Source organism: Nocardia amikacinitolerans, from assembly GCF_900215415.1.
GTDB classification, from domain to species: Bacteria; Actinomycetota; Actinomycetes; order Mycobacteriales; family Mycobacteriaceae; genus Nocardia; species Nocardia amikacinitolerans.
In genome coordinates, this window is record NZ_OBEG01000006.1 from 544451 (window position 1) to 566758 (window position 22308).

Sequence of the window (22308 nt, forward strand, 5' to 3'; positions counted from 1 at the left end):
TCACTCGAGCAGCGGAAACCGACCCGAGGTCAGCAAGCCGGTGATGGCGTCCATCTTCGCTTGCGGCGCGGCGTAATCCGGGTGCCCGCGCAGCACCGCGGCGACATCGTGCAGGCGGATCATCTGCTCCTCGGCCTCGAGCACGGTCCGCCCGCCCGGGCTGACGGGGTGGGTGGCGAACTGCGGTGCCGCCGTATCGATGCGGCCGAGCCGCACCGCGTGCTCGACCCGTCTCGAACAGCGGCACGCCGCCCGCGGGTCGGCTATCCCGCACGAGGAGCCGAGGAACGCGCCGAGACGTTTCTTGGCCCGCTCCAATCGCTTTCGGTACGCGGCGGGAGTGATGTCGAGGATCCACGCCGCGTCCGTCGAGCTCAGTTCGAAGACGTGACCGAGCACGAACGCGACGCGTTCCTCGCGGGTCAGGCATTGCAGCATGCCCTGGCTGCAACTGAGCCGGACCTCGCTGGACAACAGCGCGGCCTGCGGACCGCGGTAGTCCTCGGCGGCCAAACCGTCGACGAGTCCCGCGCCGAACTCGTCCAGGCTGAGCTGCTGCTGTTCCTGGGGCGTCCGCGTGCGGAGGTTGATCAGGTAGTTGACGCCGATGCGATACGCCCAGGTGAGCAGCTTCGCCTCGCCGCGGAACGTGGCGAGGCGGGTGATCACGCGGATCAGGATCTCCTGCGTCGCGTCCTCCGCCTCGGCGGGCCGCCACACCATCCGCAAGGCGAGCCGGTAGATCGGATCTCGGAGCAGGCGAATGATTTCGGCGACCGCGTCCCGGTCACCGTCCACCGCGCGGGCGACCAACTCCGCCTCCGCGCGGCGAGCGTCCTCGGTTGTCGCGATCCCGTCGACCGGGTCGTTGCCTGCCGCGACGTCTGCACTGCGCATCGGGTCATCTTCGGCAGCCTGCCCCGCTCCCGCAAGCCCACGGTGGTCCGGGGCATTGCAGGCCGGTGAGCCTGCCGACGCGAGCGTCGCGAAGGTGGACCCGGGCGAGGCGAACCACGGCCGTTCGATGGCCGTGGTGCGCCGCACGAGCGCCCGGGGCGTCGTGGACCGCGAGCGCGGACTCACGACCGCGCGGCCTGCGACACCAGCGCGTGCTTGCGCAACCACTCGGCGACAGCCGATCCGATCTCGCGCGGCCGATCCTCCGGTGCGTGGTGCCCGGCGGGTGGAATCGAAACCAGCTCCGCGTTGGCGAAAGTCGTTGCGGCCCATCGCGCCGACTCCGCCGAGCCGAGACCGGTGCCGTTCTCCAACACCATGATCAGCGTCGCGATCTCGGGTGTCTCGGCGAGGTACCGGCCGTAGTTTCGCACGATGTCCACCACGTCGGCGGGCTCGCCGCCGAGCGGAATTTCCCTGGGCCACATCAGCAGTGGCTTGCGCGTGGCCGGGGTCGGGTAGGGCGCGCGGTAGACGTCGTGGTCCTCCTTCGCCAGATTCGTCACACCGTGCGGCAGGTTGAATTCGATGAACATGTTCTCCTCCAACACCATTCGCTCGCCCTCCGCGCTGCGGAACTTGCGGAACAGCTCGGCGCCCAGCGGCGGCATCTCGGACCACTCCATCGGCCGCAGGAAGGTCTCGATCAGCGCGATGCCGCGCACCCGGCCGGGATGGCGCGCGGCCCAGTCCATGCCGAGCGCGCCGCCCCAGTCGTGGCCGACGATCACCACCTCGTCCAGGCCGAGGCCGTCGAACCAGGCGTCCAGGTAGCGCGCGTGATCGACGAACCGGTAGTCGATGTCGGGCTTGCCCGAGTCGCCCATGCCGACGAGATCGGGGGCCAGCGCCCTGGTCTGGTCGGTGACGTGCGGAATCACATTGCGCCACAGGTAGGACGAGGTCGGGTTGCCGTGCAGGAACACCACGGGCACGGCACCCGACCCGGTGTCCGTGTAGGAGATGTAGGAATCGAGAACGTCGATTGTGGCCACGGGAGGCTCCTTCGGTGTCGTGGGTGTCGCGTCACGCCGCACCCTTTCGCTGCTCGCACCCGTTTCGACACAGCGCCGCCGCCGGTTGTGACCGCCCGACATGTGACGCTCGACACAGCCGTCCGTCCTCGTCGTCCCACCGGCAGAGCCCGGCCGGAAGTACGCCGACCGAACTTGTCGGACCCCCGTGGCATCCTTCGGATATGCGGAAGATGAGCGCGGCGACCGCGCGGCGGACGGCCCTGGCCGCGCAGGGGTTCGGCAGGCGGCGCCCGGTCGCCGTCACGCGCCGGACCGTGGCCGACGTGCTCGCCAGAACCCAGCTGCTGCAAATCGATTCGGTGTCGGCGGTGGTCCGCGCGCACTACGCCCCGGTGTTCAGCAGGATCGGCGGCTACGACCGCGCGCTGCTCGACGAGGCGGCCTGGAGCCACAGTGCCAAGCGGCCGCGGCGGCTGGTCGAGTACTGGGCGCACGAGGCCGCCCTCATCCCGGTCGAGGACTGGCCGCTGATGCGCTGGCGGATGGTCCAGTACGAGCACGGTCGTTGGTCGGGGATGCGCAAGGTGCTGGACCGCAATCCGACGCTGGGCAAGGACATCCTGGACGTGATCCGGGATGTCGGCGCCGCGACCGCCGGTGAGGTGGAGCGGCATCTGGAGCTGGACAAGCCACGGCCCAAAGGCTCCTGGTGGAATCTCAGCGACACCAAGATGATCTGCGAGCAACTCTTCGCCGCTGGCGAGCTCTCCGTCGACAAGCGCGTCGGCTTCACCAGGCACTACGATCTCGCGGAGCGGGTGATTCCCCCGGAAGTGTTGGCGCGCAACGTTTCCGAGGCGGACGCCGTCGTGGAGCTGGTCCGCAGGGCCGCCACCGCGCTCGGCATCGGTACCGAGACCGACCTGCGCGACTACTACCGCCTGCACCGGTCGCAGACCGAGCCGGCGATCGCGGCCCTGGTGGACGCGGGCGAACTGGAGGAGGTCGAGGTCACGGGCTGGGACAAGACCGCCTACCTGCGGTCAGGGGCCGCCACACCGCGCCGCGTCGAAGGCGCCGCGCTGCTGTGCCCGTTCGATCCGCTGATCTTCTTCCGGCCGCGCACCGAGCGGATCTTCGACTTCCACTACCGCATCGAGATCTACACGCCCGAGCACAAGCGGGTGCACGGCTACTACGTCTTCCCCTTCCTCCTGAACGGGGAGCTGGTCGGCCGCGTCGATCTGCGCGCCGAACGCGCGAAGGGGCGATTGCTCGTGCCGGGCGCGTTCGCCGAGCCGGGCCACGACAACGCGGAGACCGCGGCGGCGCTGCGCACGGCCCTGCGCGAGATGGCGGACTGGCTCGAGCTGGACGAGGTGGTCATCGGGGAACGCGGCGAGTTGGCCGCGTTGCTGTAGTCGGCGCGGCGGGCGTCGCACCGGTCGGACCGGCGCCGGGTGGCTGCGGCGGTGGGCAGCGGCCTTGTCCGCCACATCGCTGTAGTCGGCCCGGCGGCGTCGCGGCGTGGTTTGCCCAGCGCTGGGCCGCTGCGGCGGTGGCCGGGCGCTTGTCAGCCGCAGCGCGCAGGGTCAGATGTCGCGCTTGGGCCCGTATCCCCGCATCTGGTCGCGCAGCGCGCCGTGCACCGCGTTGGACAGCCACGAGTTCAGCGAGACCCCGCTGGCCGCGGCCGCTTCCTCGGCTTTCGCCTTCATCTGCTCGACGAGGCGCAGCGTGACGCGGCTGATGTCTCCGGTCATCTCCTCGAAGGTCGGGTGTTCCTCGGCGGAGGGGTTCTTGCGCACGTCGACCGCCGCGTCGGTGCCGTCCACCGAGATGCGCACGGTGCGGTCCTCCAGCGCCGAGCTGACCTCGCCCGCCAGCTCGGACAGCGCCGCGAGCAGCACGAGCCGGGCCGACGCCTCGGTCGCCGACGCCAGCGCGGCGGCGGTGGCCTGGGTCTTCTCGTCGCCGAGCGCCGCGGCCGCCACCAGGTTCTCGCGCAGCTGCGCGGTGTATTTGTTCAGATCCATGACATCAGTGTGGCGTCATAAATGACATCATTCAAGGAAAAGATTGATGTCGTGGCGGCGTCGGTGGGAGGTGAATCACCCGGGCGGGCAGCCGGATCGCCGGTCAGGGTGTCGAGGGTGCCCTGTGGACCGGGTAGCCTTTCTGACCATGACGAACGGTGAATCGACGCCAACGGAGCTGCGCGCGTCCGGCACAGTAGGTGTCGCGATGGTGACCCCCTTCAGTGCCGACGGCAAGCTGGATGTCGATGCCGGGGTCGCGCTGGCGGCCCGTCTCGTCGACCGCGGTGTCGATCTGCTCGCGATCTCCGGAACCACCGGTGAATCGCCGACCACGACCGAGTCGGAGAAGTTCGACCTGCTGCACGCCGTCGTCGACGCCGTGGGCGATCGCGCCACCGTGATCGCGGGAGCGGGCACCTACGACACCGCCCACTCCATCGAACTCGCCCGCAACGCGCAGCGGGCGGGCGCGCACGGTCTGCTCGTTGTGACGCCGTACTACTCGCGCCCCTCGCAGGAGGGCCTGATCGCGCACTTCACCGCGGTCGCCGACGCAACCGACCTGCCGGTCACCCTCTACGACATTCCGCCGCGCTCCATCATCCCCATAGGTCCCGACACGATCCGCACGCTCGCCGAGCACCCGCGCATTGTCGCGGTCAAGGACGCCAAGGGCGACCTGAACGCGGGCGCCGAGCTGATCGCGAGCACCGGTCTCGCCTGGTACTCCGGCGACGACTGCCTGAATCTGCCGTGGCTGTCCATCGGCGCGGTCGGATTCATCAGCGTCATCGGCCATCTGGTGCCCGAGCGGCTGCGCGAACTCGTCGACGCCTACCAGGCGGGCGATGTGGCGCGGGCCCGCGATATCAACGCGCGCTTGGTCCCGCTGAACCACGCGATGGCGCGCCTCGGCGGCGTCGCGATGACCAAGGGCGGGCTGCGCCTGCTCGGGGTCGACGTCGGCGAGCCGCGGCTGCCGCAGCTGATGCCGAGCACCGACGCGCTGGACCGCCTCGCCGCGGACCTGCAGACCGCGGGAGTGCTGGCATGAACGACCTAGGTGACCCATCCGCCACCGCACAGGAGGTGTCGGCATGACGACTCCACGCCGCCCCCGTCGTACCGCGTCCCGCCCCGCGGGCGCGCCCGAACCCGCTCCCGTCGAACGGGAACGCACCGAAAGACCCGCCGCCGAACCGGTGGCCGCACAGCCGGAGACCGCCGCGCAGCCCGAGACCGCCGCGCAGCCGCGGACTCCAGCGCAACCGGAAGGCGCGCAGCCCGAAGCCCCCGCGCAGCGCCAACCCGAAACCGCGCAGCGCCCCGAGCCCGCCGAATCCCCGCGCGCCGAGTCGGCCAAGAGGTCCGACAGGGCCAAGCGGTCGCAGGCCTCGCAGGAAAAGCAGCCGGAACAAGCACGGCAGAACGGCCAGAGTCGCAGATCCGGCCGCGGTCGCCAGGGACGTCGCGAGCAGCCGCCCGCCCAGCCGCCCGTGGTCGCGGCGCAGGACCGGCTCGGCACCCCGCCGAAGCTGCCCAAGAACGGTCTGCGCGTCTTCGCGCTCGGCGGCATCGGCGAGATCGGCCGCAACATGACCGTTTTCGAGTACGGCGGCAAGCTGCTCATCGTCGACTGCGGCGTGCTCTTCCCCGAGGATCAGCAGCCCGGCGTCGACCTGATCCTGCCCGACTTCCGTCCCATCGAGGACCGGATGGACGACGTCGTCGCGATCGTGCTCACCCACGGTCACGAGGACCACATCGGCGCGGTGCCGTTCCTGCTGCGCATGCGCGGCGACATCCCGGTCATCGGCGCCAAGTTCACCCTCGCGCTGGTCGCCGCGAAGTGCCGTGAGCACCGGCTGCACCCCAAGCTCATGGAGGTCGTCGAGGGCGAGACCACCATCCACGGTCCGTTCGAGTGCGAGTACTTCGCGGTCAACCACTCGATCCCGGACGCGATCGCCGTCGCCATCCGCACCCCGGCGGGCGTCGCCCTGCACACCGGTGACATCAAGCTGGACCAGCTGCCGCTGGACGGACGACTCACCGACCTCGCCGGTTTCTCCCGGCTCGGCGACGAGGGCGTCGACCTGTTCCTGGTCGACTCCACCAACGCCGAGGTGCCCGGTTTCGTCACGCCCGAACGCGAGATCGGTGGCGTGCTGGACAACGTGATCGGCAAGGCGCGCAACCGCGTGATCGTGGCGTCGTTCGCCAGCCACGTGCACCGCATCCAGCAGGTCGTCGACGTGGCCCAGAAGTACGGGCGCCGTGTCTGTTTCATCGGTCGCTCGATGGTCCGCAACATGCAGATCGCCCAGGACCTCGGCTATCTGACCGTGCCCGACGGCGTGGTCGTCGACCTCGACGTGGCCGCGACGCTGCCCGGCGACCGCTTGGTGCTGATCTCGACCGGTTCCCAGGGCGAGCCGCTCTCGGCGCTGTCGCGGATGGCGCGCGGCGATCACCGCCAGATCCACATCCGCCCCGACGATCTGGTGGTGCTGGCCTCCTCGCTCATCCCCGGCAACGAGAACTCGGTGTTCGCCGTGGTCAACGGGCTGTCCAGGCTCGGCGCCACGGTCATCACCCAGCAGAACGCCAAGGTGCACGTCTCCGGACACGCCTCAGCGGGCGAGCTGCTGTACCTGTACAACGCGGTCCGGCCCACCAACGCCATGCCGGTGCACGGCGAATGGCGGCACCTGCGGGCCAACGCCGCGCTCGCGGTGGCCACCGGCGTCCCCGAGGACCGGGTGGTGCTCGCCGAGGACGGCGTGGTGGTGGATCTGGTGGACGGCATCGCGTCCATCGTCGGCCGGGTGCCGGTCGGCCACGTCTACGTGGACGGCCTGTCCGTCGGCGATGTCGGCGAGTCCACGCTGTCGGATCGTCTGGTGCTCGGCGAGGGCGGTTTCATCAGCATCACCGTCGCCATCGACGAGACCACCGGCAAGGCCGTGAGCACGCCGGAGCTGAGCGGACGCGGTTTCTCCGACGACCCGACCGCGCTGGCCGCCGCCGCGGAACTGGTCGAGGCCGAGCTGCTGCGGCTGGCGGGCGAGGGCGTCACCGACACCCACCGCATCGCCCAGAGTGTGCGCAGGGTGGTCGGGCGCTGGGTCGCCGAGGCTTACCGCCGCCGCCCGATGATCGTGCCGACCGTCATCGCTGTCTGATTCCCGACCCGCGAAAGCCCCGGAAGACGTTGTCTTCCGGGGCTTTTCGTTACCGGCTTACCGACGGCTCACTGAGCCTGGCAAGCCGCCGAGTCCAGCTTCGCCGAGCGCACGATGTTGCAGGTGAACTGGTGGGAGACCTTCCAGTCGCTGCCCTCGGCGACGAACTCGACGAACGCGTTCTCCACCGGCTGCCCGTCGATGGTGACCTTCGCGTCGGCCTTCAGCTTGCCGTCCTTGGGATCCTGCACATTGGTGATCTCGACGGTCACCTTGTTGCGCTTGGCCGCGTCGACCAGCTTGTCGACCAGCTGCGGATCGCGCTCGGCGTCCTGAATCCAGCTGATCTTCTCCTCGGAGCTCACCGACGGATCGAAGGCACGGTTGATGCGCTCGTTGAGCAGCGAGGCGGCAGGCTTGGGCAGGTTCGGCGGCGTGGTGGTCGCGGGCGCCTTGCCCTCGACCGCCTTGTCCTCGTTCTTGCCCTCCTCGAACTTGCCCGCGGGCGAGGTACTGGTGTTCGTGCTGGAGGAGTCGGTGTCGGAGCTGCACGCGCCGAGTGCGAACGCCGAAGCGGTCAGCAGGACGGCGACCGCGGCCCGAATGGAGCGGTGTTTCACGATTTTCCCCTGATGGAAGTGGTGTCGCGGTCTCGAAGCGGACGACGCGACGTGTCGGATTTACAGCGAGTAGCCCGCGGTGCAACGCCAGTCGACGACCCAGCCGCCGGACAGGCGCGAGAGTGCCGCCGCGCGGGCGTCGGAATAGTTGGACCGCGCCGACGCGCTCCAGCGCGTGTTGGAGCTGGCGAGCACGCCGCAGCCGTTGGTCCAGGAGACCAGCGTGGAGCAGCCGTACCCGCAGACGTCGACAGCGGCATCCTCTGCGGCGCTGTAACTTCCGTAGTTGTTGGCGATGCCGTAGGCGCCGTCGCTCGACACGGCGATCGCGCCGTAGTACCCGTACGCGGCCTGCGCCGGTGCCGTAGTGGCCAGCATCGAACCGACCGTTGCCACGATGACCGCGGCAGCGGTGAAGAACTTCTTCAAGGTGAATCCCTTCGAACTGAGAGGTCCACGACCCTTATGGACCAGTGACAAGCTACCGAGCAACCATTCGGGAATCCAGTCCAGGCGTTCCTTTTCGGCATCGCGCGGGTCCGGCGGACCGGCCGGGGTACCCGAGCGACCCTCCGGTATCGGTTAGGGTCGGCACGTGAGCATGGCACAACGGGAACGTCAGGCGCTGGTCGTCGCGATGTCGGACGCCGGTCCGGACGCGCCGACCCTCTGCGGCGCATGGACCGTGCGAGATCTCGCGGCGCACTTGATCGTTCGGGAACGCCGTCCCGACGCGGCCCCGGGCATCATGCTGAAACCGTTCGCGGGCTACCTGGAATCGGTGCAGGAGCGCATGGCGCGCAAGCCGTTTCCGGAACTGCTCGAACTCGTGCGGACCGGTCCGCCCTGGTGGTCGCCGCTGAAGCCGGTGGACGCGATGGTCAATCTGAGCGAGATGTTCGTCCACCACGAGGACGTGCGCCGCGCCCGGCCCGGTTGGGAGCCGCGCCAACTCGCCGACGCCGACGAGGCGAAGCTGTGGGACGTGGCGCGCCGGATGGGCAAGATGGCCTACCGCAACGCGCCGGTGCCGGTGGTGCTCGCGACGCCCGACGGCCGCCGGGCCGGAGTGAAGTCGGGCGACGGCGCCGGGGTGACACTCATCGGCAAGCCCTCCGAACTGGTGTTGCACGCGTTCGGGCGCGACAACGTGCGCCTCGAGACCGCGGGCGAACCGGACGCCGTGCAAGCGGTGCTGAAACTCGACCGTTCGGTCTGAACCGGCCGGCACGCGCCGCTCGAGCGGGGCGTTCGACTGTGATCCGGGGCGCTCGAGGCCCGCGATACGGGTGTTGCGGATGGTCTGGATGGGGCGTTTGCGGCTAGCCTGGGTCCATGGCAGGTAAGTCCCGCAGCACCACGACACCTCGTGCGCGGGCGGGATCGGCCCGGGGGAGGACCACCACGGCGCGGTCTCGTTCCACCACACCCCGGGGTGGTTCCGCACCGCGCGGGCGCGCCACACCGGCCCGCAGACCCGTCCGGCGCAAGTCCGACACCGCGCCGCTCGCCGTGTTCAGCCGCGGCATCACCAGCGGCTGGAACATGCTCGCCCGCGGTCTCGGCGCCACCACCCGCACGCTCAGCAGGGCGGGCGAGATCGAACACGGACATCGGCGCGACGGCATCGCGCTCGCGCTGATCGCGCTGAGCGGCGTCATCGCGGCCGCGGTGTGGCTCTCGGCGGGCGGTCCGATCGGGCATTGGGTCGAAGAAGCGATCCGGGCGGTGTCCGGTTCCGCCTCGGCCGGATTGCCGTTCGTCGCTACCGGCATCGCGATCATCCTCATGCGCACCGAACCGCATCCCGAGATCCGGCCGCGGTTGGTGCTCGGCGGGCTGCTGGTCGGCCTGCCGCTGTTGGGCATCTGGCATCTCGCCGCCGGCGCGCCCACCGACGCGCACGGCCGTTCCCGCGCCGCGGGATTCGTCGGCTTCGTGGTCGGCGGCCCGCTGGCGGGCGGACTCACCGCGTGGCTCGCCGTGCCGATCCTGTTGCTCGCCATCGTCTTCGGCGTGCTGCTGCTCACCGGGACCACGGTCCGCGAGGTACCGCAGCGGCTGCGCGAATACTTCGGCACCGCCGCGGGCGGCGACGAGTACGGGGAGTTCGAGCCGCAACGCGACTACGACCCGGCCGATTTCGACGCCGACGGTTTCCCGGTGCACCGCACCGCGTCTCGGCGCCGCGGCCGCACCCCTGCCGAGAACTATCCGCCCGACGAATTCGCCGGATCGGACGCGGTCACCGAATCGCTCGGCGAGCCGCCGCTGCGCGATGCCAAGCCGATCGCCACCGAACCGCCGCCGGAACCCCCCAAGCCGAAGAAGCGCGCGGCGCCGAAGGTGCAGGATCAGACTCCGCCGCCGCTCAAGGAGCCGGAGTTCGTCGCCGACCGGGTGATCGAGGGCGACTACACGTTGCCGCCGCTGACCCTGCTCACCGACGGCGATCCGCCCAAGAAGCGCAGCGCCGCCAACGAATCGATGATCGAGGCGATCACCGAGGTGCTGGTGCAGTTCAAGATCGACGCGGCGGTCACCGGATTCGTGCGCGGCCCGACGGTCACCCGCTACGAGGTGGAGCTCGGCCCGGGCGTGAAGGTGGAGAAGATCACCGCGCTGGCTCGCAACATCGCCTACGCCGTCGCCACCGAGAACGTCCGGCTGCTCGCGCCGATCCCCGGCAAGTCCGCCGTCGGCATCGAGGTCCCCAACTCCGACCGCGAGCTGGTGCGGTTGGCCGACGTGCTCAAAGCGCCGTCCACCCGAAACGACCACCACCCGTTGGTGATCGGTCTCGGTAAGAACATCGAGGGCGAATTCGTCTCTGCCAATTTGGCGAAGATGCCGCATCTGCTGGTCGCGGGTTCCACGGGATCGGGTAAGTCCAGCTTCGTCAACTCGATGCTGGTCTCGCTGCTGCAGCGCGCCACGCCCGACGAGGTGCGGATGATCCTGATCGACCCCAAGATGGTCGAACTCACCCCGTACGAGGGCATTCCGCACCTGATCACGCCCATCATCACCCAGCCGAAGAAGGCCGCCGCCGCGCTGGCCTGGCTGGTGGAGGAGATGGAGCAGCGCTACCAGGACATGCAGGCCAACAAGGTGCGCCACATCGACGACTTCAACAAGAAGGTGAAGTCCGGTGCGATCACCGCGCCGCTGGGTAGCGAGCGGGTCTACCGGCCCTACCCCTACATCCTCGCCATCGTCGACGAGCTCGCCGACCTCATGATGACCGCGCCGCGCGACGTCGAGGACGCGATCGTCCGCATCACCCAGAAGGCGCGTGCCGCGGGCATCCACCTGGTTCTGGCGACCCAGCGCCCGTCGGTCGACGTGGTCACCGGTCTGATCAAGACCAACGTGCCCTCGCGCCTGGCGTTCGCGACCTCCTCGCTCACCGACTCCCGGGTCATCCTGGACCAGCCGGGCGCCGAGAAGCTGATCGGCATGGGCGACGGCCTGTTCCTGCCCATGGGCGCGGGCAAACCCACCCGCCTGCAGGGTGCGTTCATCAGCGACGAGGAAATCCACGCCGTCGTCGACTTCGCCAAGAACCAGGCCGAACCCGAGTACCAGGAAGGCGTCACCGCCGCCAAGGCCGGGGAGAAGAAGGACGTCGACCCCGACATCGGCGACGACCTCGACGTGCTGCTGCAGGCCATCGAACTGGTCGTCACCTCCCAGTTCGGTTCCACCTCCATGTTGCAGCGCAAGCTGCGCGTCGGTTTCGCCAAGGCGGGCCGCCTGATGGACCTCATGGAGACCCGCGGCGTCGTCGGTCCCAGCGAAGGGTCCAAGGCGCGGGATGTGCTCGTCAAGCCGGACGAGCTGGAGGGGTTGCTGTGGTCGATCCGCGGTGGGGGTGGGGAGCCGGGCGACGGCGAGGAGTAGGCGTTTCCTACGCCGTCCGCTGCGGCTGCGTCGACTTCGGGCACTCGATCACCACGGGTGCGCCAGGTGGACGGACGCATCGGTGGGCGGCGGGCCGTAGCTGCTGGTGCAGACCGTGGAGGTCGCCACAGGTGACCGCTGTCGGTGGCGTCAGGATGGATCCGAGATCGCCGGTGGGCGAGAGGTTGCGGGCAGCCGACCATCGTGACGGCGGTTCCGGGGTCACCAGAGGTTCGCGTGGTGCACGATCGCGTCGGTGATAAGGGCGATGCCCAAGAGGCCGAAGATGATTCGCACCGAGAGCGGGCCGTAGCGGGTCAGGTTGCGGACGATCGCGCGGTACACGCGGCGGGCGCGGGCGCTGTCGCGGAGGGAGAGGGCGAGGATCAGCAGCGGCGGGAGCAGCGCGAGCGCGCAATAGGCGACGATGATCAGCGGCCACAGCGGCGGCAGCGGGTCGTGCGCCGACAGCATCGCCAGGCCCGCCAGATACGGCACCGCCGTCGGCGCCTGAGCGAAGCCGATCGCGACGCCGACCAGCGCCAGCACCCAGGGCCGTCGCCGGGCTCTCGTCGCCCACGCGGGCGGGTCGCGGCGCGCGCCGGACGGCAGCACGGCGAGCACGAGCAGTACGGCGCCCACCGCCAGCTCGCCCCAGTAGCGGATGGTCGGCGTCAGCTCGAAGCCGAGCAGCGAGGTGAGCCAGGTGATGCCGAGGACGGCGCAGATGCCGAACGTGGTGGTCATCGCGAACACGCCCGCGACGAAACTGAGCCCGCCCGGCAGCGGTGACCTGCGCCCGAGCTTGCTGTCGTACACGATCGCCACCGTGACGCCGACGAGCAGCAGATCGAGCGAGTCGAGGAAGGCGAAGCCGGTCAGCGCCAAGAGCAGAGTCACCATGACCACACCGAACATACGCGAGGGGCCCGAGGCCGTAGCTTGGCGCCGGTATGGCCTCGACAGGATTTACGCCCCGGTCGGCCGTGCGGGTCAGTTCTTGCGCGCCCGCAGGGTGTAGCTGAGCGGGAGACGCTCGGGGTGCTCGATCATGCGCCACTCGCCGTGCTCGTCGCAGGTCATCCGGCCCGGTAGAGCGTTCCACGGCACGCTGCGGTGCTCGGTCAGGCCGGTGATCGTCATGCCGTTGGCCAGCAACGCCGAGACGACCTCGCCGAGACCGTGGTTCCACTCGTGGGTGGTCGTCTGCTCGATACTGCCGCCGGTCTCGACGTAGGTGGTGTCGTCGGAGAACACCATCGGTTCGGACGTTTCGAAATACGGGTAGCCGAGGGTCGATCGATCGGTGACGGTCTCATCGATGGTCCACAGCATCGGATGCCCTTCGCGGAGAAACAGGCGGCCGCCCGGCCGCAGCAACCCAGCCACGGTCCGCGCCCACCGCTCGACGCTCGGCAACCAGCACAGCGCGCCGATGCCGGTGAACACCAAATCGAACCGCTCCGCGCCCAGCGCCGAAACCGCTTCGTACACATCGGCTTCCACGAAGTCCACGTCCGACTGCGTTTGTTCCGCGAGCTTACGGGCCTGCGCGAGCGACGCCGCACTGAAGTCGAGCCCGGTCATGTTCGCGCCCAGCCGGGCCAGCGAAATCGTGTCGGTACCGATATGACACTGCAGATGCACCCCGCGCAGCCCGCGAACGTCCCCGAGCAGCGGCAGATCGAACCGCACCACGTCGCTCAGAAAATCCGGCTCCGCCAGAAACCGCGACACCCGATACTCCGGCGCCGCCACATGCATCGCCGCCCGCTCATCCCAATTGGCCCTGTTCAGGACCCGATAGTCATCGGCCACACCCTCGACTCTCGCACCCCAACCCCGCTTGCCGCACCCGAATTTTCGCGCTCCCAACCGTGAGCGACCACGGATACTCCAGCGCTAAGCTGGGGCGGTGGGTGTCGGAACGCTGGAGACACTGAAACAAGCGCTCCACAAATCCTGGTCCGCGGACACCAGCAGCGCTGCGGACTGGACCGAAGCCAACCCCTCCAAGGGCCAATGCGCCGTCACCGCATGCGTGGTTCAAGATTATCTCGGCGGGGACATTCTCAATACGGTCGCCACATTGCCGAACAATCGAACGATCTCGCACTATTTCAACCTCGTCGAAAACAAGACGATCGACCTGACCCGTGAACAGTTCCCCGAAGGGACCACATTCACGCCGCCGAAACCAAAGCCAGGCCGCTTCCCCTCGACCCGCGAGTACTGCCTCTCCCACGAAAGAACCCGGCGGAGATACGAAATCCTCCGCAGTCGAGTCGCCGACTTCGTGTCGGAGAGCTCAGGGCTCCAGGTAGAGCCGTTCACAGGGTAGGCGCGGCAACCCTGCGGTGTCGGTCAACGCGACTGTGACGGCGTCGGCGTAATGGTGGGATTGATATTCCTGCACGAACAGCAATGCGGCGGTCAGGCAGGCGGCGAAGTCCAGACGCAAGCCGTGCAAAAACACGCACAGGTGCACATCCGGTTCGTCCGGCAACGGCGATGCGGCAGTACTCATAACGCGCGCCGACGGGCCGGAGTCAGGAAGGAATGCACCGAGTGCAGCACCGCGCGCCCAGAGGGCCGAAACACCGAATGCGCGGCCGTGATCCACCCGCGATAGTCCGAGCCCTGATCGGTCGGTGAGGGCAACGCCACCCGATCACCGTTGCCCAAGATCGCGATCCGGCAAGTGCGTAACCATGCTGACTCGGCGGCGATCATTGTCGCCGGAATGTCCGAGCGCACAAGGAATGTCCAGGTATGCGAGTGGGGATGGGTCACGATCGGCCCGCCGCCCTGCTTCCTGGCGTCCAGGTCGGCCTTGACCATCTGTCCAACCTCCGACGGTATAGCAACGGCCCAAACCATGCCCGCGGTGAAACCGATTCTGCCCGTGGCGGGGTCGAGCACGGCGGGCAGTTGGCACACGCTGCGGTAGTAGTCCACCCGTGAACGCGGCGTATCCCCTGCCAAGGCGTTGCGGGACTGCTGCGGAGTCTCTATATCGTCCAGACCCATCTCATCGCGCGAATCCATCGGCGGAACCCTCCCTGCTATGCCAACAATTGGGAGCACCCGCCGCCGGGGATGAGGGGCACCACATCGACCCGGCGGCGGGGCCGGATCTGACGTTATGAGCAGGGCCACAAAGGATTTGTCCTGAAAGGACAGACGCCGAATCCGTCAGCTCGTCGCCCCGAGGTCCGGCGCTATCCCGAGACGCCAAGCCAATCCACGGAGATTTCGGCCTCCCGCGTCTCGGCGAGCGATGCGGAGCTGATCCGCGATGGCTTCGCGAACGAAGAAGTCGGTGCGAACTTGTTGCGGTGCAATATCTTCGGCTTTCAAGAGCATCGCGAGTCCGCTGTCTCGACGCTTCGGCTCTGCCAGCAATGTCCGTCCGGCCTCCGCGTAGAAATGGGCACGGCGAGAAGGCGACGGGATGGCATCGACGGGCAGGTCTCGCGCCAGCTCCACGGCATGCGCCCCGTCTCCCAGTTCCATGCCGATGGAGGCGCGCCACATGCCGACATTCGTTCTGCCGAACCACAGTCGGGCGAAACTGCCCACTTCGTCATCCATCCGCACCGCGACTGCTTCGGCCTCGGCAAGATGGGTGTTGGCGGTGTCCCGGTCGGACTGCACCGCGCTCGCGAGTGCCGCGGACAGGTGGAGCATCCCGTACGCCTGCAACGCCGAAGCGTCATCGAGATGTGGCCTCAGCCGATCAGCGGTGTACACGGCGCGTGTGTACTGCTGCGAGCGTGAGAGCGAACCTGCGATGCTGCCACGCAACCACACCGCGAACCCGATCCAAGCCGGTGACTCGAGCTCTTCGGCGCAGGCGTTCGCCGCCTTGACGATCATGATCGGTAAGCCTCGGACGCCGAGGCGCTTGGTAGTCTGCGCCAGCGCGTAATGGCAACGGATGATGCCGACCAGCACCTCACGCCGCCACTGCGGTCGTCGGACATACGCCGAGTGCAGCTCGGTCAACAGTTCGGGGGCCAGGGAACAGGCGGCGGCGTAGTCCGTGGACTCACGCACGACTTCCAACTCGGCCAAATCCGCGGCGATCTCAGGCCATTCGCGTACTTCTGTTCCCGGGTCGATGCCGAGTTCGCAAACCTCCAAGGCGTTCTCGACGGCGATCAGACCGGCGTACGCTTCGGCCGCAGGCCCATCGGCGATCTCCCACGGCTGACCGTTGAACTCCGAGGGCGACACCTTCAGTGCCCTCGCCAGCGCCTCGAGAGTGGCCCGATTCGAGAGCGGTTGCTCGCCACGTTCGATGCGGCCCAAGTACCCATAGCTGATACCGGCCAGACCCGCGACAACTTCGAGGCTTTGCCCGCGCCACGCACGGATCTCGCGCAACCTGCGCCCGAGTTCGTTCGGTGGAACGTCGTTCATAACGTACTCCTCCGCCGATGGCTCCCACTTGCGACGTTACCGGCTGATTCCTTCCTTGCGGTGGCAGTCGGGACTGCAACCGACGCCGCAAGGCGGGACCTTACGGCTTCGGCGAGTGGGCGTCCGGTATGCGCCGGAATTCACGACAGCAGTCGAGCGAACGTCAAATGTCCTAACCGATCGCGGTCGAACCCGGTTCGGGACGGGAAGGGCGGACGCCGGACGTGGGCGGGCCGGGGGTGTGACTACGTCATCGTCGGCGTCAGTTGACAGATGTGGGGGTGGGGGTGCGGGACCGACAGTGGAGTCCGCACAACCCGTTTCCCCGAAAGGACAACGACATGGTCGACATTCGACGTTCCCGCATGCGGCGGATGGTCGCGGCGATCGCGGCCGCGGTGGCCGCCGGTGGCCTCGCCGTCGCGTGCACCGCGAGCACCACGCACGCCGGGCCGACGGAGGACGCGCCGCGGCCGACGGTCGTGTTGGTGCACGGTGCGTTCGCGGACGGATCGAGCTGGAACGACGTCATCGACAAGCTCCGCGAGGATCGGTATCCCGTTGTCGCGGCGGCGAATCCGCTGCGCGGGCCGGCCGCCGACGCCGCTGCGCTGCGGGGATTGATCAGTCACATCAAGGGTCCGGTCGTCTTGGTCGGGCACTCCTACGGCGGGTCAGTCATCAGCGCCGCCGCGGCAGGGAGCGATCAGGTGAAAGCGTTGGTCTACGTGGCGGCGTTCCTGCCCGCGCCCGGTGAGACCGCGCTCGAGCTGACGAACAAGTTCCCCGGTTCCACCCTGCCCGGCACGCTCGATCCGGCCCCGTTCAGCGATTCCAACGGCAGCACCGGCACCGACCTGTACATCCAGCAGGACAAGTTCCACGCACAGTTCGCCGCCGACGTGCCCGCCGACCGCGCCGCCTTGGCGGCCGCGGCCCAACGTCCGATCCTCCAGGCCGCACTCGAGGAGAAGGCGACCGCCGCCGCGTGGACCGACAAGCCGAGCTGGGATGTGGTCACCACGCAGGATCTCAACATCCCCGCCGCGGCGCAGCGGTTCATGGCCGAGCGGGCTGGTTCCCACGTCACCGAGGTCGCCGCATCGCACTCGGTCGCGGTCTCGCATCCCGATCTCGTCGCCGACGTGATCGAGCAGGCCGCCCGCGACACCGCCCACTGACGATCGCGAAAGACATTCGAGGAGAAGACGAATCATGGTTATGAAACTGGAAGTCGTGGTCCTGCCCGTCGCCGACGTCGACCGCGCCAAAGCGTTCTACACCGAGCGGCTCGGGTTCCGTCTCGACGCCGATTTCCCAGTGGACGAGGGCTATCGCGTGCAGGTCACCCCGCCGGGCTCGGAATGCTCGATCATCTTCGGCACCGGTGTCACCGCGGCGGCGCCGGGAACCTCGCACGGTCTGCACCTGATCGTCACCGATATCGAACAGGCCGTCGCGGAGCTGACCGAACGCGGGATCGCGGTCGAGGGACCGTTCCGCGACGCCACCGGCGTCTTCCATCACGCCGGAACCGAAAGCCGTGTTCCTGGCGCGGATCCGCAGCGCCGCAGTTACGGGTCGTTCGCCGCTTTCACCGATTCCGAGGGCAACGGCTGGTTCCTCCAAGAAGTCACCCAGCGCGCACCCGGCCGCTGATCCGATCGTCGAAGGTGAAACCCGTGTCCGACAAAGAAATTCGTATCTATGACGTCGTGGTCATCGGGGCAGGGCCGGTCGGTGAGAATGTCGCCGACCGCACTCGCGCCGCCGGGCTGAGCACCGTGATCGTCGAATCCGAACTGATCGGCGGCGAATGTTCGTACTGGGCCTGCGAACCAAGCAAGGCCCTGCTGCGCCCCGCCCTGCTCTACCGCGACGCCGCACGCTTCCCCGGCGTCGGCGCCGCGATCACCGGCCGCCTCGACACGGCCGCGGTCCTGAAGCACCGCGACCGCATGGCGGCCGACTGGAACGACCGGGACCAGGTCGACTGGCTCGACTCCGTCGACGTCGACCTGATCCGCGGCCACGGCCGCCTCGACGGACCCCGCCGGGTGACGGTCCACACCCCCGAGGGCGACACCGTCCGGCTCACCGCCCGCCACGCGGTGGCCGTGTGCACCGGGACCGCCGCGGCCCTGCCGCCACTGGAGGGCCTGGACGTGTTGCGGCCGTGGACGAGTCGCGAGGCCACCAGCGCGCGGCACGTGCCGGACCGGCTCGCGATTCTCGGGGCGGGCGTGGTCGCCACCGAAATGGCCGCCGCGTGGCAGGCGCTCGGCGCGCGGGTCACGCTCATCGCCCGCGAGTCTCGGCTGTTGAGTCACGTGGAAGACTTCGCGGCGGACTTGCTCGCCGAACGACTTCGCGAAGCCGGTGTGGAACTGCGGTTCGGTACCACGATCACCGCCGCGGAACGCGCCGGTGGACCGGACGACGGCATCCATCTCACCCTCTCCGACGACACCCGGCTGGTCACCGACGAGCTGTTGCTCGCCACCGGACGCGCACCCCGCACCGAGGACATCGGCCTCGACACCGTCGGCCTGACACCCGGCCAGTGGCTCACCACCGACGACACCTTCACCGTGACCGCCGTCGACGGTGTGTGGCTGTACGCGGTCGGCGACGTCAATCACCGTGCGCTGCTGACCCATCAGGGCAAGTATCAGGCGCGCGTCGCCGGGTCGGTCATCGCCGCCCGAGCGCGCGGGCTGGCGCTGGACACCGGCCGGTGGGGCGTCCATGCCGGGACCGCCGACCTCGAGGCGGTGCCGCAGGTCGTGTTCGCCGATCCGGAGATCGCGGCGGTCGGCCTCACCACCGAGGACGCCGCCCGCGCAGGCCGCGTCGTGGACGTGGTCGATTACGACATAGGCCGGGTCGCCGGTGCGATCCAGCACGATCCCGGCTACCGAGGACATGCCAGGGTGCTGATCGATCGACAGCGCCAGGTGATCGTCGGTGCCACCTTCGCCGGACCGGGCGTCGCCGAACTGCTGCATTCGGCCACCATCACCATCGCGGGCGAAGTTCCCCTCGCCCGGCTCTGGCACGCGGTTCCGCCGTTCCCCACGATCAGCGAAGTCTGGCTTCGCCTGCTGGAAACCTATCGAGACCAACAGGATTCGCCGATTCCAAAGGACCGATGATCACTTACGACCGGCTCCACATCGGCGGTTCGTGGACCGAACTGACTCGCTGTTCCAGCCGAAACAGTCCAATGACTGAATTTCGCCGGATGGTAATGTGGTCGCGTGCTCATCGAGGAAGTCGACAGACTCTAGCCGCCGGTCGAAGGCGGCGCATCGATCGCACATTCCCCTCGGTGTCCCATATCGGGAACAGCCTGAGGCTTTGTCGTGCTCGCGCCCTCTCGCCTTCGTCTGCCTCCGCACAGTTCCGAAACCAGCGCCCCGGTCACCGCGACCTCGGCGCTCTTTGCGGCCGCTCGTTCGCGAGCAGGAAAGAGTCGACGACCCATGTCCACACCCACGCACTCCGCGATCACGTTGCGGAATCTGTCCTTCGAATGGCCCGACGGAAACGTCGCGCTCGCCGGCGTCAACGGGACCCTGACCACCGGGCGCACCGGCTTGGTCGGCCGCAACGGCGCCGGTAAGTCGACGCTGTTGCGGCTGATCGCCGGAATACTGACGCCGACCTCCGGGCGCATCGAAACCACCGGCGAGGTGGGCTATCTGCCGCAGACGCTCACCCTCCGCCGCGACGACACCCTCGCGCACCTGCTCGGGATCGCGGGCAAACTGGCGGCGCTGCGCGCGATCGAATCCGGCGCCACCGACGAAGAGCACTTCGAGACGATCGGCGACGACTGGGACATCGAATCCCGCGCCGACGAAGCGCTGCACGAAATAGGCTTCGGCGCAGCCGATCTCGATCGCAAGGTCGGTCAGATCTCGGGTGGTGAAGCCGTGCTCGTCGCGATCACCGGGCTGCGCATCCAGCGCACACCGATCACCCTGCTCGACGAGCCGACCAACAACCTGGACCGGGAAACCCGTACCAAGCTCACCGAATTCGTGGACGCCTGGCCCGGCACCCTCGTGGTGGTGAGCCACGATCTCGAGCTGCTCGAGCACATGGACGCCACCGCGGAACTGCACGGCGCGACACTGGAGGTGTTCGGCGGCCCCTACAGCGCCTGGCACCAGTACGTCGAGCAGGAACAGGCGGCGGCCGCGCAGGCGGCACGCAGCGCCGAGCAGGCGTTGAAGGTCGAGAAACGGCAGCGTATCGAGGCCGAGACCAAACTGGCCAGACGGGAGCGGACGGGGCGGGCGACCCAGCAGAACGGCGGAATTCCGCGCATCCTGGCGGGCAACCGAGCCAGCAAGGCGCAAGCCTCGGCGGGCGCCTTGCGCACCACGCTCGACGCGAAAGTCCAAGCGGCCCAAGCCGTATTGGAGACCGCGGCGGCTCGGGTGCGCCGGGCGGAACACATCCATCTCGAACTGCCCGATCCCGATGTGCCGCGCAGCCGTCGCATCGCGGAACTGCGTGACGGTGACCACGGCGTCGTCATCCAAGGGCCGGAACGGGTCGCGCTGATCGGCCGCAACGGTGCGGGCAAGTCGACGCTGATCGAGGACCTGCTGCACGGTCGCCGACCGGAACGCGCCACCCTGTTCACCGACCGGGTGGGGCATCTCCCGCAACGCCTGGACGGACTGGACGAGCAGGCAAGCGCCCTCGAGAACGTCCACTCGGTGGCGCCGACCACGCCACCGGCCACGATCCGCAACCAGCTGGCCCGGCTGCTCTTGCGCGGCAGTAGCGTCGAACGCCCGGTGTCGACGCTGTCCGGAGGTGAACGCTTCCGAGTTTCGTTGGCGCGCTTGCTCCTCGCCGATCCGCCCGCGCAATTGCTGATCCTCGACGAGCCGACCAACAACCTCGACATCGCCAGCGTCGACCAGCTCGTCGAGGCCTTGGCCGACTATCGAGGGGCGATCCTCGTCGTCAGTCACGACTATCCGTTCCTGCGCAGGATCGGCATCGACACCGTCGTCGAACTCGATTCCAGCGGCCGCTTCCAGCAACGTGGTGCGCTGTAGTTCCCGTTTCGTAGTGCGGGCCTGAGTTGCCGAAACCGCCGGGCCGGTAGTGCCTCACCGGCCCGGCGGTCGTCCTCAGAGGCGGTCGGCGTCGATGATCGCCTGGGCGAACGGGTGGGGTGACTCCTGCGGAACGTTGTGGCCGATGCCGTCGAGGACGCGGTGCTCGTATTTGCCGGTGAACTTGGCGGCGTAGCGTTTTCCGTCCTTGGCCGCGCCGTCGAAGTCGCTGCCAATGGTGATGGCGGGCACGGTGATGGCCGGTCCGGTGGCGAGTTGCTGTTCGTAGGCATCGTATTGCGGCTCGCCGGGCGCCAGGCTCAGCCGCCACCGGTAGTTGTGGACGACGATGTCGACGTGGTCGGGGTTGTCGAAGGCGGCGGCGCTGCGGTCGTAGGTGGTGTCGTCGAAGTTCCACTGCGGGGAGGCGCGCCGCCAGATCAATTTGTTGAAGTCGTGCCGATTTCGGGTGTAGCCGAGACGGCCGCGTTCGGTGGCGAAGTAGTACTGGTACCACCATTCGAGTTCGGCTTCCGGCGAGAGCGGCTGCTGCTGGGCCGCCTGCTGCGTGACGATGTATCCGCTGACCGCGACGATCGCCTTGCAGCGCTGCGGCCACAGCGCCGCGATGACGTCGACAGTCCTTGCACCCCAGTCGAATCCGCCGAGTACCGCTTTGTCGATGCGCAGGGCGTCCATGAAGTCGACGATGTCGCGCGCGATGGCCGACTGCTGGCCGTTGCGGACGGTCTGCGCGGACAGGAAGGTGGTCGGGCCGTAGCCGCGCAGGAACGGGACGAGCACTCGATAACCGGCGGCGGCCAAGAGCGGACCGACATCGGCGTAGCTGTAGGGGTCGTAGGGCCAGCCGTGCAGCAGGATGACGGGTTGTCCGGTGCCTGGCCCGAATTCGGCGTAGGCGACATCGAGGACACCGGCCTCGACGTGCCGCACAGGGCCCAACGTGGTGTTCGCGCCCGATCCCGCCCGCAGATCCGGGCCGCCGGGTGCGGCGGGTGCGGTGGGGGAGTCCGTGGCGCAGGCACTCAGCGATGCCGCGGCAAGGCCCGCCGCGCCCGCGGCGAGCGCGCCACCGAAAAGTCGTCTGCTGATGTCCATCT

At 68.5% G+C, this 22308-nt stretch carries 21 protein-coding genes; 10 read left to right on the plus strand and 11 right to left on the minus strand.

Annotated features, from left to right (window positions below; translation table 11 throughout):
* Positions 1 to 897: an RNA polymerase sigma factor gene (locus CRP45_RS27110; RefSeq protein ID WP_097247543.1), complete on the minus strand. Its 897-nt coding sequence runs from the start codon at positions 895 to 897 to the stop codon at positions 1 to 3.
* A 182-nt stretch (positions 898 to 1079) separates the two neighbouring features.
* Positions 1080 to 1952 (minus strand): haloalkane dehalogenase, encoded by an 873-nt coding sequence (locus tag CRP45_RS27115; protein WP_097247544.1) that lies wholly within the window; start codon positions 1950 to 1952, stop codon positions 1080 to 1082.
* Between the two features lie 203 nt (positions 1953 to 2155).
* On the opposite strand from CRP45_RS27115, the gene CRP45_RS27120 reads away from it, so the two are divergent.
* Positions 2156 to 3355, plus strand: coding sequence for a winged helix-turn-helix domain-containing protein (locus CRP45_RS27120; protein WP_097247545.1), 1200 nt, complete (start codon positions 2156 to 2158; stop codon positions 3353 to 3355).
* A gap of 171 nt (positions 3356 to 3526) precedes the next feature.
* Here the strand turns inward: CRP45_RS27120 and CRP45_RS27125 are convergent, their stop codons facing one another.
* A complete protein-coding gene (locus tag CRP45_RS27125; protein WP_097247546.1) occupies positions 3527 to 3970 on the minus strand; it encodes a toxin-antitoxin system HicB family antitoxin in 444 nt (147 codons plus the stop codon).
* Positions 3971 to 4118: 148 nt separating this feature from the next.
* Here CRP45_RS27125 and dapA point away from each other — a divergent pair, with 148 nt between their 5' ends.
* Positions 4119 to 5027: a 4-hydroxy-tetrahydrodipicolinate synthase gene (gene dapA / locus CRP45_RS27130; RefSeq protein ID WP_067782509.1), complete on the plus strand. Its 909-nt coding sequence runs from the start codon at positions 4119 to 4121 to the stop codon at positions 5025 to 5027.
* Positions 5028 to 5070: 43 nt separating this feature from the next.
* Positions 5071 to 7158 (plus strand): ribonuclease J, encoded by a 2088-nt coding sequence (locus CRP45_RS27135; protein WP_097247547.1) that lies wholly within the window; start codon positions 5071 to 5073, stop codon positions 7156 to 7158.
* Between the two features lie 68 nt (positions 7159 to 7226).
* On the opposite strand, the gene CRP45_RS27140 is transcribed toward CRP45_RS27135, so the two are convergent.
* Together CRP45_RS27140 and CRP45_RS27145 are read right to left on the minus strand one after the other, a co-directional pair.
* Positions 7227 to 7778, minus strand: coding sequence for a WKL family lipoprotein (locus CRP45_RS27140; RefSeq protein ID WP_067782514.1), 552 nt, complete (start codon positions 7776 to 7778; stop codon positions 7227 to 7229).
* Positions 7779 to 7838: 60 nt separating this feature from the next.
* Positions 7839 to 8207, minus strand: a complete 369-nt coding sequence (locus CRP45_RS27145) for a DUF4189 domain-containing protein (protein ID WP_084482702.1) — start codon at positions 8205 to 8207, stop codon at positions 7839 to 7841.
* A 166-nt stretch (positions 8208 to 8373) separates the two neighbouring features.
* On the opposite strand from CRP45_RS27145, the gene CRP45_RS27150 reads away from it, so the two are divergent.
* Both CRP45_RS27150 and CRP45_RS27155 read left to right on the plus strand, forming a co-directional pair.
* Positions 8374 to 8997 carry a TIGR03085 family metal-binding protein gene (locus CRP45_RS27150; RefSeq protein ID WP_097247548.1) on the plus strand — a complete coding sequence of 208 codons (624 nt, stop codon included), beginning with the start codon at positions 8374 to 8376 and terminating at the stop codon, positions 8995 to 8997.
* Positions 8998 to 9113: 116 nt separating this feature from the next.
* Positions 9114 to 11681, plus strand: coding sequence for a DNA translocase FtsK (locus CRP45_RS27155; RefSeq protein WP_101750205.1), 2568 nt, complete (start codon positions 9114 to 9116; stop codon positions 11679 to 11681).
* A gap of 222 nt (positions 11682 to 11903) precedes the next feature.
* On the opposite strand, the gene CRP45_RS27160 is transcribed toward CRP45_RS27155, so the two are convergent.
* Positions 11904 to 12584 (minus strand): GAP family protein, encoded by a 681-nt coding sequence (locus CRP45_RS27160; RefSeq protein WP_097247654.1) that lies wholly within the window; start codon positions 12582 to 12584, stop codon positions 11904 to 11906.
* 90 nt (positions 12585 to 12674) lie between these two features.
* Positions 12675 to 13499: a class I SAM-dependent methyltransferase gene (locus CRP45_RS27165; protein WP_218841195.1), complete on the minus strand. Its 825-nt coding sequence runs from the start codon at positions 13497 to 13499 to the stop codon at positions 12675 to 12677.
* Positions 13500 to 13596: 97 nt separating this feature from the next.
* On the opposite strand from CRP45_RS27165, the gene CRP45_RS33545 reads away from it, so the two are divergent.
* Positions 13597 to 14022 carry a YunG family protein gene (locus CRP45_RS33545; protein ID WP_143861554.1) on the plus strand — a complete coding sequence of 142 codons (426 nt, stop codon included), beginning with the start codon at positions 13597 to 13599 and terminating at the stop codon, positions 14020 to 14022.
* Here the strand turns inward: CRP45_RS33545 and CRP45_RS27170 are convergent.
* The 3 genes from CRP45_RS27170 to CRP45_RS27180 all read right to left on the minus strand — a co-directional run bounded on the left by CRP45_RS27170 (position 13990) and on the right by CRP45_RS27180 (position 16106).
* Positions 13990 to 14208, minus strand: coding sequence for a hypothetical protein (locus CRP45_RS27170; RefSeq protein WP_143861555.1), 219 nt, complete (start codon positions 14206 to 14208; stop codon positions 13990 to 13992). The genes CRP45_RS33545 and CRP45_RS27170 overlap by 33 nt on opposite strands.
* Complete coding sequence (locus tag CRP45_RS27175) at positions 14205 to 14729, minus strand: DNA-directed RNA polymerase subunit beta (protein WP_097247550.1); 525 nt, start codon at positions 14727 to 14729, stop codon at positions 14205 to 14207. The genes CRP45_RS27170 and CRP45_RS27175 overlap by 4 nt, the downstream gene beginning before the upstream one ends.
* A gap of 147 nt (positions 14730 to 14876) precedes the next feature.
* Positions 14877 to 16106 carry a helix-turn-helix domain-containing protein gene (locus CRP45_RS27180; protein WP_097247551.1) on the minus strand — a complete coding sequence of 410 codons (1230 nt, stop codon included), beginning with the start codon at positions 16104 to 16106 and terminating at the stop codon, positions 14877 to 14879.
* A 341-nt stretch (positions 16107 to 16447) separates the two neighbouring features.
* Between CRP45_RS27180 and CRP45_RS27185 the strand changes: the two genes are divergently transcribed.
* From CRP45_RS27185 to CRP45_RS27200, 4 genes are all read left to right on the plus strand, one after another.
* Positions 16448 to 17287: an alpha/beta fold hydrolase gene (locus tag CRP45_RS27185; protein WP_097247552.1), complete on the plus strand. Its 840-nt coding sequence runs from the start codon at positions 16448 to 16450 to the stop codon at positions 17285 to 17287.
* Positions 17288 to 17321: 34 nt separating this feature from the next.
* Positions 17322 to 17765 carry a VOC family protein gene (locus tag CRP45_RS27190; protein WP_097247553.1) on the plus strand — a complete coding sequence of 148 codons (444 nt, stop codon included), beginning with the start codon at positions 17322 to 17324 and terminating at the stop codon, positions 17763 to 17765.
* Between the two features lie 23 nt (positions 17766 to 17788).
* Complete coding sequence (locus CRP45_RS27195) at positions 17789 to 19261, plus strand: dihydrolipoyl dehydrogenase family protein (RefSeq protein ID WP_097247554.1); 1473 nt, start codon at positions 17789 to 17791, stop codon at positions 19259 to 19261.
* A gap of 330 nt (positions 19262 to 19591) precedes the next feature.
* On the plus strand, positions 19592 to 21187 hold the full coding sequence (locus CRP45_RS27200) for an ABC-F family ATP-binding cassette domain-containing protein (protein ID WP_097247555.1): 1596 nt from the start codon (positions 19592 to 19594) through the stop codon (positions 21185 to 21187).
* Between the two features lie 75 nt (positions 21188 to 21262).
* Here CRP45_RS27200 and CRP45_RS27205 read toward each other — a convergent pair whose 3' ends face one another.
* On the minus strand, positions 21263 to 22306 hold the full coding sequence (locus tag CRP45_RS27205; protein ID WP_097247556.1) for an alpha/beta fold hydrolase: 1044 nt from the start codon (positions 22304 to 22306) through the stop codon (positions 21263 to 21265).
* Between the last annotated feature and the right edge of the window lie 2 nt (positions 22307 to 22308).

Excerpts from the sequence above, each read along its gene's own strand:
- CRP45_RS27110 (WP_097247543.1), bottom strand. The coding sequence starts at position 897 with ATGCGCAGTGCAGACGTCGCGGCAGGCAACGACCCGGTCGACGGGATC.
- CRP45_RS27120 (WP_097247545.1), top strand. The coding sequence starts at position 2,156 with ATGCGGAAGATGAGCGCGGCGACCGCGCGGCGGACGGCCCTGGCCGCG.
- CRP45_RS27125 (WP_097247546.1), bottom strand. The coding sequence starts at position 3,970 with ATGGATCTGAACAAATACACCGCGCAGCTGCGCGAGAACCTGGTGGCG.
- dapA (WP_067782509.1), top strand. The coding sequence starts at position 4,119 with ATGACGAACGGTGAATCGACGCCAACGGAGCTGCGCGCGTCCGGCACA.
- CRP45_RS27135 (WP_097247547.1), top strand. The coding sequence starts at position 5,071 with ATGACGACTCCACGCCGCCCCCGTCGTACCGCGTCCCGCCCCGCGGGC.
- CRP45_RS27155 (WP_101750205.1), top strand. The coding sequence starts at position 9,114 with ATGGCAGGTAAGTCCCGCAGCACCACGACACCTCGTGCGCGGGCGGGA.
- CRP45_RS27160 (WP_097247654.1), bottom strand. The coding sequence starts at position 12,584 with ATGGTGACTCTGCTCTTGGCGCTGACCGGCTTCGCCTTCCTCGACTCG.
- CRP45_RS27170 (WP_143861555.1), bottom strand. The coding sequence starts at position 14,208 with ATGAGTACTGCCGCATCGCCGTTGCCGGACGAACCGGATGTGCACCTG.
- CRP45_RS27175 (WP_097247550.1), bottom strand. The coding sequence starts at position 14,729 with ATGGATTCGCGCGATGAGATGGGTCTGGACGATATAGAGACTCCGCAG.
- CRP45_RS27180 (WP_097247551.1), bottom strand. The coding sequence starts at position 16,106 with ATGAACGACGTTCCACCGAACGAACTCGGGCGCAGGTTGCGCGAGATC.
- CRP45_RS27185 (WP_097247552.1), top strand. The coding sequence starts at position 16,448 with ATGGTCGACATTCGACGTTCCCGCATGCGGCGGATGGTCGCGGCGATC.
- CRP45_RS27190 (WP_097247553.1), top strand. The coding sequence starts at position 17,322 with ATGGTTATGAAACTGGAAGTCGTGGTCCTGCCCGTCGCCGACGTCGAC.
- CRP45_RS27200 (WP_097247555.1), top strand. The coding sequence starts at position 19,592 with ATGTCCACACCCACGCACTCCGCGATCACGTTGCGGAATCTGTCCTTC.
- CRP45_RS27205 (WP_097247556.1), bottom strand. The coding sequence starts at position 22,306 with ATGGACATCAGCAGACGACTTTTCGGTGGCGCGCTCGCCGCGGGCGCG.